The sequence below is a fragment of the Bacillus sp. BSL6 genome (genome assembly GCF_052928345.1).
In genome coordinates this window covers 630,818-643,725 of the sequence record NZ_JAVGCW010000001.1, presented here as the reverse complement: position 1 = coordinate 643,725, position 12,908 = coordinate 630,818, and the positions used below count along the sequence as shown (strand labels likewise).

The 12,908-nt window shown below is 36.8% G+C and carries 18 protein-coding genes and 1 pseudogene; 3 read left to right on the top strand and 16 right to left on the bottom strand.

The annotated features are described in order from the left end of the window. Position 1: 1 nt before the first annotated feature. From folD to accB, 5 genes are all read right to left on the bottom strand, one after another. Positions 2–862 (bottom strand): bifunctional methylenetetrahydrofolate dehydrogenase/methenyltetrahydrofolate cyclohydrolase FolD, encoded by an 861-nt coding sequence (gene folD / locus RCJ96_RS03615; RefSeq protein ID WP_000226728.1) that lies wholly within the window; start codon positions 860–862, stop codon positions 2–4. Between the two features lie 23 nt (positions 863–885). Beyond that, positions 886–1,278 carry a N utilization substance protein NusB gene (gene nusB / locus RCJ96_RS03610; protein ID WP_000830249.1) on the bottom strand — a complete coding sequence of 131 codons (393 nt, stop codon included), beginning with the start codon at positions 1,276–1,278 and terminating at the stop codon, positions 886–888. Positions 1,279–1,625: 347 nt separating this feature from the next. Then, the gene (locus RCJ96_RS03605) at positions 1,626–2,018 is read right to left on the bottom strand and encodes an Asp23/Gls24 family envelope stress response protein (RefSeq protein WP_000807630.1); all 393 of its coding nucleotides are present in this window, start codon (positions 2,016–2,018) and stop codon (positions 1,626–1,628) included. Between the two features lie 22 nt (positions 2,019–2,040). Then, entirely contained in the window at positions 2,041–3,393 is a 1,353-nt protein-coding gene (accC, locus tag RCJ96_RS03600; protein WP_000592876.1) for an acetyl-CoA carboxylase biotin carboxylase subunit, read from the bottom strand. A 16-nt stretch (positions 3,394–3,409) separates the two neighbouring features. Further along, the gene (accB, locus tag RCJ96_RS03595; protein WP_000472870.1) at positions 3,410–3,898 is read right to left on the bottom strand and encodes an acetyl-CoA carboxylase biotin carboxyl carrier protein; all 489 of its coding nucleotides are present in this window, start codon (positions 3,896–3,898) and stop codon (positions 3,410–3,412) included. Between the two features lie 471 nt (positions 3,899–4,369). Between accB and RCJ96_RS03590 the strand changes: the two genes are divergently transcribed. Continuing rightward, positions 4,370–4,558, top strand: a complete 189-nt coding sequence (locus tag RCJ96_RS03590) for a DNA recombination protein RecO (protein WP_074607145.1) — start codon at positions 4,370–4,372, stop codon at positions 4,556–4,558. A gap of 98 nt (positions 4,559–4,656) precedes the next feature. On the opposite strand, the gene RCJ96_RS03585 is transcribed toward RCJ96_RS03590, so the two are convergent. The 9 genes from RCJ96_RS03585 to RCJ96_RS03545 are packed head-to-tail and all read right to left on the bottom strand — an operon-like array spanning position 4,657 to position 10,179. Further along, entirely contained in the window at positions 4,657–5,313 is a 657-nt protein-coding gene (locus RCJ96_RS03585) for a SpoIIIAH-like family protein (RefSeq protein WP_000914701.1), read from the bottom strand. 15 nt (positions 5,314–5,328) lie between these two features. After that, positions 5,329–5,991: a stage III sporulation protein AG gene (spoIIIAG, locus tag RCJ96_RS03580; protein WP_000368876.1), complete on the bottom strand. Its 663-nt coding sequence runs from the start codon at positions 5,989–5,991 to the stop codon at positions 5,329–5,331. Continuing rightward, a complete protein-coding gene (gene spoIIIAF, locus RCJ96_RS03575) occupies positions 5,981–6,613 on the bottom strand; it encodes a stage III sporulation protein AF (protein WP_001161050.1) in 633 nt (210 codons plus the stop codon). Before spoIIIAF ends, spoIIIAG begins: the two co-directional genes overlap by 11 nt. 12 nt (positions 6,614–6,625) lie before the next feature. After that, entirely contained in the window at positions 6,626–7,798 is a 1,173-nt protein-coding gene (gene spoIIIAE, locus RCJ96_RS03570; protein ID WP_000943695.1) for a stage III sporulation protein AE, read from the bottom strand. 10 nt (positions 7,799–7,808) lie between these two features. Continuing rightward, positions 7,809–8,192, bottom strand: a complete 384-nt coding sequence (gene spoIIIAD / locus RCJ96_RS03565; RefSeq protein WP_077317075.1) for a stage III sporulation protein AD — start codon at positions 8,190–8,192, stop codon at positions 7,809–7,811. A gap of 23 nt (positions 8,193–8,215) precedes the next feature. Beyond that, on the bottom strand, positions 8,216–8,419 hold the full coding sequence (gene spoIIIAC / locus RCJ96_RS03560; protein ID WP_000020914.1) for a stage III sporulation protein AC: 204 nt from the start codon (positions 8,417–8,419) through the stop codon (positions 8,216–8,218). A gap of 14 nt (positions 8,420–8,433) precedes the next feature. Beyond that, positions 8,434–8,949: a stage III sporulation protein SpoIIIAB gene (spoIIIAB, locus tag RCJ96_RS03555; RefSeq protein WP_000238697.1), complete on the bottom strand. Its 516-nt coding sequence runs from the start codon at positions 8,947–8,949 to the stop codon at positions 8,434–8,436. After that, a complete protein-coding gene (gene spoIIIAA, locus RCJ96_RS03550; RefSeq protein ID WP_316149322.1) occupies positions 8,943–9,869 on the bottom strand; it encodes a stage III sporulation protein AA in 927 nt (308 codons plus the stop codon). The genes spoIIIAB and spoIIIAA overlap by 7 nt, the downstream gene beginning before the upstream one ends. Positions 9,870–9,897: 28 nt before the next feature. Beyond that, positions 9,898–10,179, bottom strand: coding sequence for a YqhV family protein (locus tag RCJ96_RS03545; RefSeq protein WP_000816054.1), 282 nt, complete (start codon positions 10,177–10,179; stop codon positions 9,898–9,900). A 188-nt stretch (positions 10,180–10,367) separates the two neighbouring features. On the opposite strand from RCJ96_RS03545, the pseudogene RCJ96_RS03540 reads away from it, so the two are divergent. Next, a pseudogene (locus RCJ96_RS03540) lies at positions 10,368–10,947 on the top strand (GNAT family N-acetyltransferase). Continuing rightward, entirely contained in the window at positions 10,928–11,230 is a 303-nt protein-coding gene (locus tag RCJ96_RS03535) for a hypothetical protein (protein ID WP_074607140.1), read from the top strand. The pseudogene RCJ96_RS03540 and the gene RCJ96_RS03535 overlap by 20 nt, the downstream one beginning before the upstream one ends. A gap of 34 nt (positions 11,231–11,264) precedes the next feature. On the opposite strand, the gene efp is transcribed toward RCJ96_RS03535, so the two are convergent. Both efp and pepQ read right to left on the bottom strand, forming a co-directional pair. Further along, positions 11,265–11,822 (bottom strand): elongation factor P, encoded by a 558-nt coding sequence (gene efp, locus RCJ96_RS03530; protein WP_000626512.1) that lies wholly within the window; start codon positions 11,820–11,822, stop codon positions 11,265–11,267. Between the two features lie 21 nt (positions 11,823–11,843). Next, the gene (pepQ, locus tag RCJ96_RS03525) at positions 11,844–12,905 is read right to left on the bottom strand and encodes a Xaa-Pro dipeptidase (RefSeq protein WP_000411043.1); all 1,062 of its coding nucleotides are present in this window, start codon (positions 12,903–12,905) and stop codon (positions 11,844–11,846) included. Positions 12,906–12,908 lie beyond the last annotated feature (3 nt).

The following is a 12,908-nucleotide window of genomic DNA, read 5'->3' as shown; positions in this document are numbered from 1 at the left end:
ATTATTTACAAACGACACCTGCACGCTTAGCCGATTCAACAGTATTATGAAGAAGCATTGTGATCGTCATTGGACCAACACCTTTTGGCACAGGTGTAATGTAACCTGCAACATCTAACACGTTGTCAAAGTCAACATCACCACAAAGTTTTCCTGTTTCTAAACGGTTTACACCAACGTCGATTACAACTGCTCCTTCTTTCATATAATCAGCTGTTACCATTTTAGGTCGTCCTACTGCTACGATTAAAATATCAGCTAATTTCGTTAACTCTTTCATATTTTGCGTCTTAGAATGACAGTATGTGACAGTTGCATTTTCATTTAAGAACAATTGTCCCACTGGCTTGCCGACAATATTACTTCTTCCAATTACTACAACATGTTTTCCTGAGATATCAAGATTTGTTTCTTTTACTAACTCTACAATACCATGCGGTGTACATGGAAGGAATGTATCTTGTCCCGTCATCATACGTCCTACGCTGATTGGGTGAAATCCATCTACATCTTTTTCTGGTGAAATTCTTTCAATGATAGCTTTTTCTTCAATATGTTTTGGTAAAGGTAATTGCACTAATATGCCATTAATGCGGTCATCGCCATTTAAGCGATCGATTTCAGCAAGCAAACGCTCCTCTGTAATTGTTTCAGGAAATTCAATTAGCTCTGAATAGATTCCTACCTGTTCACAGCCCTTTTCTTTTCCTTTTACATAAGAACGAGATGCTGGATCTTCTCCAACTAAAATAACTGCTAATCCTGGTACAATCCCTTGCTCTTTCAACTTCACAACTTCTTCTGTTAATTGTGCTCGTTTTTTCTCCGCAACTTCATTTCCTTTGATGATTACTGCTACCATTTTAAGATTCCCCCTTAAAGAAATTACAGTGTATCTTTTATATTAGATAAAACGCCGTTAATAAAACGACGAGATTCCTCATCCCCAAATGTTTTAGCAATTTCAATTGCCTCGTTAATTGTTACGTTGTGTGGAATTTCTTCCATGTATTTCATTTCATACACAGCTACACGTAAAATACTGCGATCAACAATACTAATACGCTCAAGCTTCCACTTTTTTAAATTTTGACGAATCGCTTCATCAATTACTTCTTTATTTTCTACAAAACCTACAACAAGTGATTCTAGAAACTCATTTGTTTCTTCACCTTCATCTAGCGTGTTTTCCACTGCTACTTTCGGTTCTAATTCACCTGTAATATCCATTTGATATAATGCTTGCATAGCTCTTTCTCTAGCCGTCCTACGTTTCATTGTAACTCTCCTTTATGCTTCAAGTCTTTCCTTATACTTTGTTATATTATTATAATTTATAAGCCGTCAATTCACTTACTCTTACAGTTTTCATTGATTTTCCAACCTTATAATACAATGATAATAACACAATTTATCGTTTCACACACGGGTTACAAGGCTGAAAAATAATAAAAAGATTAACTTCAAGTTCCATATCTTATCACAATGTACGTTTTTTGGTAAAACGAAACATTTTCTTTTTTATTTCTCATTTTTTGAAATAGTATAATAATTAGAGGGTTGTAATTTGTGAAGAAATGAAACGATAAAAAAGATGCCTATGTTACTAGGCACCTTTTTCATTCTTACACTGGTTCGATTTCTGTTTTTTGTGTTTCGAATGTTACGCCAACGATGTGAACATTCACTTCTTTTGGCTCAAGCCCTGTCATTGTAAAGAGTGCTTGGCGAATGTTGTCTTGAATCTTTTGTGCAACAACTGGAATTGCTACGCCAAAATACATTACAACATAAAGGTCAACGATAATATCTTCGTTTGCTAATTCAACCTTTACACCTTTACCATGATTTTTCTTACCTAACTTCTCAACAACATCTGTAGCAAAATTACCACGCATTGCCGCTACGCCTTCTACCTCAGCAGCTGCAATACCTGCGATTACTTCAATTACTTCTGGTGCAATTTCTACTTTACCAAGAGTTGTATCTTGACCCATATCTAACATATGTTCAGCCATGAAAAAAACCTCCTTTAATGTATCACTGCGTCACAAGTTCATGCTCTTCCAAAAATTTCGTATTAAACTCACCTTTTACAAAATCAGGATGATCTAACAATTGCAAATGGAACGGGATTGTTGTATGTACGCCTTCAACGACAAACTCACTGAGTGCACGCTTCATTTTTGCAATTGCCTCTTCACGTGTTTTTCCGTGAACAATTAATTTAGCAACCATCGAATCATAGAAAGGTGGGATTGAATATCCCGGATATACAGCTGAATCGACGCGAATACCAAATCCGCCTGGTGGCAAGTACATTTCTACTTTACCTGGAGATGGCATAAATTTTTTGGCAGGGTTTTCCGCATTAATTCGGCATTCAATTGCCCAACCATTAAATTGTACTTCTTCTTGCTGTAACGATAACTTTTCTCCAGAAGCAACAAGAATTTGTTCTTTAATTAAGTCTACCCCTGTTACCATTTCAGTAACTGGATGCTCAACTTGGATTCTCGTATTCATCTCCATGAAATAAAAGCTTTTCGTTTTATATTCATAAATAAACTCAACCGTACCAGCACCTGTATAATCAACCGCTACCGCCGCTTTAACTGCCGCCTCACCCATCTGCTTACGCACATTTTCATCAAGTGCTGGTGATGGACTTTCTTCTAGTAGTTTTTGCAAGCGGCGCTGAATCGTACAATCACGCTCTCCTAAATGAATGGCATTTCCGTGTGTATCTGCCATTATTTGAATCTCAACATGGCGGAAATCTTCAACGTACTTTTCTAAGTATACACCAGGGTTCCCAAAAGCGGTACTAGCTTCTTGCTGTGTAATTTGAATTCCTTTTACAAGCTCTTCTTCATGGCGCGCAACACGAATACCTTTTCCGCCGCCACCTGCAGTCGCTTTAATAATAACAGGATATCCAATTTGATTCGCAAGTTCGATCGCTTCTTCGGTATTTTTAATAATTCCTTGTGAACCTGGTACAATCGGAACCCCTGCTTCTTTCATTGTATCACGAGCAACGTCTTTTGTGCCCATCTTTGAAATAGCTTCTGGACTTGGACCGATAAAAATTAAGTTACACTCACGGCATAACTCTGCAAAATCTGCATTCTCTGCTAAAAATCCGTATCCTGGATGAATTGCATCGCAGCCTGTTAACTTCGCAACACTAATAATGTTCGTCAAATTTAAATAGCTTTCTTTCGAAATCGTTGGTCCTACACAATACGCCTCATCAGCAATTTGTACGTGAAGTGACTCTTTATCTGCTTCTGAATAAATTGCGACTGTTTCAATATCCATTTCTTTACAAGCACGAATAATTCGTACAGCAATTTCCCCACGATTGGCTATTAATACTTTTTTTATCATCACAAAGACTCCCTTATTACGCTTTTACAAGAAATAGCGGTTGTCCATACTCAACAAGCTGTCCGTTATTAACAAGAATCTCAACAATTTCTCCATCTACATCTGCATCGATTTCGTTAAATAACTTCATAGCCTCGACAATACATACGATAGAATCTTTCGATACTCTATCCCCAACACTTACATATGGAGGCGTATCAGGAGAAGAAGAAGAATAGAATGTACCTACCATTGGTGATGTAATTTTATGTAGGTTTTCATTCTGAACAGCTTTTTTCTCTTCTTGTTTTGGCACTTCCACTTGTGCTGCCGCTACTGTTGTTTCAACTTCAACAGGTGCTACTGGTTGCACGGCTTGTTTTGCTACAGGTGCTTGCACCGCAACAACTTCATTACCACGCTTTTTCATTTTGATTGTCGTACCATCTTTTTTGTATTCAAATTCATCAATATTAGAGCTATCAATTAATTTAATTAATTCACGAACTTCTTGAATTTTAAACATGTAAAATCCACTCCCATACTCTTGTTTGTCCCGTTTTTACAGATTTCTCGTCACTAAAAACTAGATTGACTGTAAAAATACGATGTACTCTATTAGAAAATGCATTTCATTTACTAATAGAAATAGTTACTATTTCCATCTTACGATAAATTTTTTAAACATTCCAATTTATATTTCTTTATAATAAATCGAAATTCCTGTAAAAATGTTATCCCATTAAAAACTTAATACCTAGTAATAATACCAAGTTTCACATGAAATTGGCAAGACCACTTCCTAAAAAACATCCACTACTTATTCAAAACTGTACACAGTAAACACCCCATTCCCGCTCTACCCTTCGCCACATCTATAGTCAATAACGTATTTTTACCAAATATTATTTTTTTGTTTACACGTCGTTCATCATTCCTTCATATAAGAATAGTATGTTCAAAGTGTAGAAAATATATCGTATCGAGGTGTGGACATATGATATGGCTCATTCTCTTCTTACCTGCCGTAATAGTCTGGGCATTCGTTCTCTTCATCCACGTCAAATCCGGAAAAAGTAATCATCACTACCATGAACCGCTAATCTTTTACTCACAACGTATTTCTCCGTTCCGAGTTGAACATAGTAAAAACAAAGACGAAACAGAAAAAAGCTATCGAAAATGATAGCTTTTTTCTATTATTATTTTTATCTAACTATTTTCAAACAATCCGATTACTAAAAACGAATAATCCGCGGAGGAATTCCCCGCGGATTATTCGTTTTATTTTGTTGGTGGATCAAATTTTACACCTACATCTTTTGATCCGCCTTCACTTCTTACAAGTTGTATAATTTTATTCGCTTCTTTTTGTGAATGTTTTGCTGCTTTTACAGTTACTTTAATGTCAGTTCCATCGGCTCTTACAAGGGCATCTTTATATCCACCTTGAGATTTAATTACTGTCTCAAGTAATTCTTGCTTCGTTTCCATTGTAGTGATTGCATCAAAATTTTCTTTCGCTTTATTCTTTTCTGTTGCTGAAGCTTTTGTTGAACTCATCACTTCTTGTAATTTTGCTTTTTGTTCACTTCGCTGATCTTCCATTTGCATACGTAATGCTGTGAAATTTTCATCACTTGATTGAACTGTTACGTTAGCTTCTTTTTTGCTTGTTTCTTTTGTAGCACTCTCTTTTTTATCTGTTTCTTTGTTTGTTTCTTTATTTGATGTTTCCTTGTTTGTATTTTCTTTTTTAGGCGTTTCTTTAGGTGCTTCGTTTGTTACTGCTTTATCAGTACCTTGTTTTTCTTGTCCAATCTTTTCACCTGTTGCCGGCGATGCTGTATTCATTTTGTCTGGAGTTGTTACGTAATACACAGATAATACAACAACTAAACTTAACATCGTTAATAGCCAAACCGTTTGTTTTTTTAACACTTTATTTCCTCCCTATCAATTTTTCGGTGAAACTGAAACGCGATGGGCTGGTACATCTAGTAGCCGTATGACAGCTTCTTTTACCATCGCTTTAACTTGTATATTATCCACTCCCTTTGCTACGACAAGAACACCTCGCACTTTCGGTTTCTCTGTTCGTAAAACAACGGGAGTTTCTTTATCCCCTTCACGTATAATGACTGTCTTTTCATCAAGAGACTCATCTTCTACTTCCCTCTTGCCACCTGTTTTATCTGTTTCACCTGTTGTTTGTGAACGTTTCACTGTATTTTTTTCTAATATTTTTTCCTCTGATGAGTCTAAATTTACATTAATCGTTACATCTTTTACTCCTGCTATTTCTTCTAAGGCTGCTTTTAATTCTTGTTCATACGCTTTTTCATATTTTTCTACATTTGACATATTATCATTATTTTTTTGTCCAAAAGTTGGTACGTCTTTTTCTTGGTTTTGAGTTTTTTGTTCTTTAAATACAGGTACTTCTTCTTTTTTACTTGAAAAGAAACTACTAGAAAACATAAGCAACATTCCAAGTATGAGTAGGACAAGTAAGAACTTAGGTGTTACCTTTTTTCCCTTCTCATTACTTTCTTTTTCATCTCCATTCAATAAGTTTCGAAAAAATGAGAACTTCGAATTTTTATCTTTATTGTCCATTTACTCTACCTGTCCTCCCTTCCATTTGAACTTGGATTTGTTTATTCTCTAGTTGCCACCTGCTTGAAAAGAAGTCTTTCATTTCTCCATTCGTTTCCTCTACTTTTTTCGGTGGTTCTTTCGTATTAATTTCAACTGGTTTTACTGTTTCGATTGCATCATTTTTACTACGTTCTTTTTCTTTCAACGTCACAACAACAGATTGAATATCTTTCGCTGACTTTACTTCCGCTGTGCTTTCCGCTGCGACTATTTGTATTTCAGAGACTGACATACCATACTGTTTCTCAAACTCTTTTCCTACTTCTTTTTTCATTTTGGTAGCCATCTCTTCTAAACTATATGCACGTGTTAGAGCTTGTATTTCTTTTTTCTTCGAATCTATTGAATTTTTTACAGATCCTTCTGCTACGTACTTCTCTTCATTAAAATTTGCGATTACTTCATTTACATCTGTTTGCAATAGTTTAAATAGAGGCGTTAAAATTAAAACAACTAATAATAGACTTACAACGAATTTAACGTACTTTTGCAAATTGGAATTTGGAAGAATAAGATGAAGCATTGTCGCTAAGAGTAAAAAAACGATAATATTTCTAATCCACTCTGTAACAAATTGCATACCCTTCACCTCCTACCGCATCATAAGTGTAATGTTCCCCGCAGCAATAATAATTGTGATACTTAAAAAGAACATAAACGATACGATAGCTAAGCAAGCAAATACATAAATGATGCTCCGTCCAATGATATCTAAACATTGAATAATTGCTCCGCCGCCAACTGGTTGCAATACTGCTGCTGCGAACTTATAAATAAATGCAATGCAAAAAATTTGAATCGCTGGAAAAGCGACAATTAAACATAGAATGACGAGTCCGATAATTCCGACTGTGTTTTTTAATAATCCCGACGCACTAATAACTGTATCCGCCGCCTCTGTAAACATTCTTCCTACTACGGGAATAAAGTTTCCTGTTACAAATTTAGCTGTTTTCACAGCGATTCCATCCGCAACAGCTGTCGCTGTTCCTTGTACAGATAATACGCCTAAAAAAATCGTTAAAAAGATACCGATAATCCCGACGCTAACGTTTTGCAGAAGCTTGGACAATTTCGTAACTTTATATTGATCACTCATCGTACTTACAATACTTAATATCGTTGCAAGTAATAAAAGTGGTAGAACGATATAATTCATCAAAAGCCCACTCGTATTCATTAAGAAGATGATAATCGGATGAAAAAACGATACGGATACAACACCACCACCTGTCGCTATGAGTGCAAGCAAGATAGGCAATAACGCTAATATGAAATCTACCATTGTTTGTATCGTTTCTCTTGCATATGTCATAACGACATAAAAGCTATTTAAAGCGAAAATAATTAGTACCATATATACAACTGCATCGGCTATTTTGCTTACGCTACTCTTTGAAAATGCAGATTGCAGTGATTGCAACAATGCACTAAAAATTGTGAGCATAATGAGCGTTCCGAGTAGTTTCCCATTTGCAACAAGTTCGTGAAATAAGTACTTTAATAAACCTAGCATCCACTCTTTTATAGAGATTTCTTTTTCTCCCTTTACAAACTCCATAAAGCTACCTTTTTGACTCTCTGGTAAGTAACCTCCATATTTTGTAACAAGCCCGTCCCAAAATTGCTTCACATCTTCAATTCCGAGCTTATCCAATTGTTGATCAACGACGTTTGTTTCTACAGGAGAAGCTTGTACAACAACCGGTAAAGAAAAGAAAAGGAAGCAAGCAAATAGCAGCTTAGCTCCAAACCCCCTCAACATTCACTCCCCCTTATCCCGTCGGTAAAAATCCGAGAATAGTTTCAATTACAACCGTCAAAATAGGGATCGCCATAACGAGAATTAAAATCTTTCCAGCTAATTCAATTTTCGAAGCGATTGCCCCCTGCCCTGCATCCTTTGTAATTTGCGCTCCAAACTCAGCGATATAAGCAATCCCAATAATTTTCAGTAACGTTTCTACATATACGTTGCTAACTTTCGCTTCACTCGCTACTCTCTCAATCATTTGTAAAATAGCGTGAATTTGATCGATTAAAAGAAGAAACATTACGCTACCTACGAACACAATAAATAATGACGTAATGCTAGATTTATGCTGATTCAATACAGCCGCTAAAAACGTAGCAACGAGGCCTAATCCGACAATTTGTATAATCTCGATTCGAACCGCCCCCTTTACTGGAAGAGAAAGACACTTTTAATCTTGTCGAATAGTGTATTAATTAAAAATGCGACATGAAATAAAATAACGACAAAACCGACGAGGATAACCCAATTTGCAATATCCTCACGCTTTAATTCTTTTAGTACAGTATGAATGAAAGCTAAAACAATGCCGATTCCGGCGATTTGAAATATTAATCCAACATCAATGGACATCGCCTTTCTCCCCCCTATAGCAGTAAAATTACGATAAGTAGCCCCGCTAGTACTCCTAAGCTCTTAATCATCTTTTCATATTGCAGCTGTAATGCTTTCGCTTCTTCTTCCTCTCTCTCTAAATGTGTAATACATAACCGAATATGTTTTTGTTGTGATTCACGATCATGTTGTCCGAGCGTTTCACCAAATTGCTGCAAAATCTCATACTCGGTTTGTTGAAATGCTGTTAGCTTCCAATTTTCTTTCAAGCTATCTATCCAAGCTTCTCTTACTGTTTGTTCTCCGCTTTCTAGCCTGCTAGCGAAACTTTGAAATATCCAATTTAACGGCTTCGGCATTTGTTTTACTAATCGCTCAGCGGCTTCAGACAAAGGTGTATGCCCGTACATAATTTCTGCCTCTAGTGATTGAAGTGCCGCTTTTAATAATCTAAGTTGCCTTGGCCTCTCACTATATCTTTTAGCGTATGAAAACCCGAAGAAGGTGCTGACCGCAACGATTAACACTGCACCAAATATTTTCACCATACGCCCTCAGCCTTTCTATGAGATAATACCGATTTCCCATTCTTATCTTTCACTTGCATAACTGTTCCTGGCCCTCTTGCTTTTGACAATTCCACAAACCTATCAAAAATGCCGAGCTCTAGCACTGCCTTTAGTGATGGGCGTTTCACAACATCATCATAAGAAAAGCCATGTGCGCTTATAAAAAGCTGAACCCCTGCATGTACTGCCTCCATAATTGCTTCACTATCTTCTTTACGACCAATTTCATCCACAATTAATATATCTGGGCTCATAGAACGAATCATCATCATCATTCCTTCAGCTTTTGGACATGCGTCTAACACATCTACTCGTGTGCCAAAATCATATTGCGGAATTCCTTTCACGCAGCCAGCAATTTCTGACCGTTCATCAACGATCCCTACTTTACACGAAGGTATTTTCGAAGCACTTACACCTTGACTCATGCAACGTGCTACATCTCTTAAAAGTGTTGTTTTCCCCGTTTGCGGCGGGCCAATTACCATCGTGTTTAACCATCGTGATTCATACAAATAGGGCAAAAGCGGTTCAGCAATTCCTATTTTTTGGCGAGCAATACGAATATTAAAGGAAGAGACATCTCGGATCATTTTCACTGCGCTTTTTTCTGTAATGACTTTCCCTGCTAAGCCGATTCTGTGACCTCCTCGGAGTGTCACATACCCACGCTTTAATTCCTCTTCCATCGTATAAATTGAGAATTGACTTAATTTATTCAATAAGTAAATAGCATCCTCTGCTGTAACGATATAGTCATAAAAAAACACTTCACCATGAGCAATACACTCTAGCGGTCTTCCAATTCGAACACGGATTTCCTCTAGAGCATCGTACTGCTTACAACTTTCCACTAACTGCTTCATCGTTTTCGGTAAAACTTCTAATACTTCTTTCATCAGCTTCTCCCCACTATACCTGGCTTACTTATTTCAACAACGCGATAAAAATGCAGCCAATTCCAAGCGCTAGAAAAAAGAGTTTCAAAAAAGAAATCTCACTTGCCACACTCGCTATACCTATTGTCATTGTTAAAATTAATACGGTCGGTCCAACAAACGCCAACATACCATTTATAAACAATGCTTTCTTCGCATCATTCACATAAAGCATGAGCAAAGCGGCGAATATTTCCGCGCTACCTGAAAACAACCGAAGTAACCCCATTACAAGCACGGACGTTTCCATTGCCGCTAGCCACTGTTTCATTCTCCCACCTTCTCCCATAACGGTTACTAGTGCTGCACTCCAAAAAGAATATATTTGTACAACCATATGCAGAGGTTGTCTATTTCAGAAGTAAAAACATAATTTTTCTCTATCGTCTTTATCTAGTCTGAATATTCTTATTTTTTATGGTATATTATGGTATATTTAATTTAAAAGGGGTATAGACGATGCAACACGTTACCTTAGTACCACTCGACTTACGCTATGCAAATGTGATTTTTAAGCTATCCAGTGATTCACATGTAAAAAACGCTTTAGGAATAAAGGTAGAAAAAATCGAAGATACGAAAGCATTCCTTCTTTTCGCAATAGAAGAAGAGCGCCAAAAGAGGTCTTTATCGAGAATGATTGTAAATGAAGAAAACGAAATAATCGGTCTCACCGCACTTAAACATATTAATTACGAGAAGAAACAATCTCACATTGGCAGCTGGCTCGGCTATCCATACTGGGGAAAAGGATATAATGAGGCTGCAAAAAAAGAAATTTTTAAGATTGCTTTTTTAGACTTACAACTTTCCTATGTATTTGCTGGTGCTAAAACGAATAATATTCGCTCTTTAAAAGCACAAGAAAAACTACCTTATATTTCATTGCATGTGGAAAACAAATTTCCAGACGAACACGCTGCACTAGAGAAAGAAGTAAGGTCACCTTGCTCTCTGCACGTCGTGTCACGTGAAAAATTTTTAAAATGGTTGGAATTACAGAATGAGGAGGGGAAAATATGAAGGTATTAAAAATTAGTTTAACAGTTGTAGTAGAATTAGCTCTTATTTATCTTTTTTCATTACTGGTCGGCTGGTCATTTATGGAGGCCTTTTTCCTTGGTAGTTTAGCGATATTCGGGGCAATTTGGCTCGTTGCTTTAAATATAAGCCAAAATAACAACATTGATCACACTATATATAAAACAGGTACAGTAAAACCTTTTCAAATGACATGGGGTCCTTACACAACAGGTGCTGCTAGTCTTACAGCTTTCAGTTTTATAATAACTACTATTTATTATTTGCCCTATTTTCTATAAAAAAGCACTCGTGATAATCACGAGTGCTTTTCTACTATGCACGAGAAACGTATTTACCTTCACCAGTGTTGATGATAAGTGTTTCACCTTCGTTAATGAAGATTGGTACTTGTACAACAAGGCCAGTTTCTAATGTAGCTGGTTTTGTTACGTTAGAAGCAGTATCACCTTTAATACCTGGCTCTGTTTCTGTAACTTGTAATTCAACTGTGTTTGGAAGTTCAACACCAAGTACTTCGCCTTGGTAAGTCATAATAGATACTTCCATGTTTTCTTTTAGGAATTTAAGCTCGCGCTCGATTTGTTTTTCACCAAGTTCGATTTGCTCATAAGTTCCGTTATCCATAAATACGTGAGACTCACCGCTTGCGTATAAGTATTGCATACGACGGTTTTCGATGTGTGCTTTTTCTACTTTCTCACCAGCACGGAATGTTTTCTCTTGAACAGAACCTGTGCGAAGGTTACGTAGTTTAGAACGAACGAATGCAGCACCTTTACCTGGCTTTACGTGTTGGAAATCAAGTACTTGCCAAAGGCCATTATCCACTGCAATTGTTAAACCTGTACGAAAATCGTTTACTGAAATCATGTAAAAAAATCCTCCTGTGTATTACAAAATAATAAGTTCTTTTGGTGATTTCGTAATTACTTCATTACCTTCACTTGTCACAATGATATCATCTTCAATACGTACGCCGCCAATACCTGGAATATAAATACCTGGCTCTACTGTTACAGCCATACCTGGTTCAAGTACTGTATCAGAACGGAATGCTAAACCTGGTGCTTCATGGATTTCAAGACCGATTCCATGACCAGTAGAATGTCCGAAGTATTCACCGTATCCTTTTTCCGTTATGTAATCACGCGTTAACGCATCCGCTTCACGGCCAGTTAAACCAGCTTTAATACCGTTCACACCACGTAATTGTGCTTCTAAAACGATATTATAAATTTCTTTCAATTTATCAGATGGTTCACCAACTGCAATCGTACGAGTAATATCAGAGCAATATCCTTTGTAATAAGCGCCGAAGTCTAATGTAACGAAATCTCCTGTTTCTATCACTTTTTCAGATGCCACGCCGTGCGGTAATGCCGAACGAAGACCTGAAGCAACGATAATATCAAACGAAGAAGATGTTGCTCCTTGTTTTCTCATGAAAAATTCAAGTTCATTTGACACTTCAATTTCAGATACTCCCGGGCGAATGAATGATAGAATATGTTCAAAGGCAGCATCTGCAATCTGTGCAGCTTCCTTTAATATCTTAATCTCTGAATCAGTCTTTATCAAGCGTAACTTTTCTACAAGCCCAGAAGTTGGGATAAATTCAGCATCGATCGCTTCTTTATGAGCTGAATAAGAACTATATGTAAGAGTATCTTGCTCAAAGCCAAGCTTTTGAATTCCTAATTCTTTCACTTGCTTTGCAACTTCATCGATAATTAATCCCGCATGCTGTACAATCTCGTATCCAACCGCTTGTTTACTAGCCTGCTCTACGTAACGGAAATCTGTAATAAATCGAGCATGTTTTTTCGAAATGAGTACAACACCAGCTGTTCCTGTGAAGTTAGCCATATATCTGCGACTATGTTCATTTGTTAACAAAATACCGTCAATACCAGCCTCATCAAATGCACTTCTTAATCTTTCGATTTTCTCCATTAC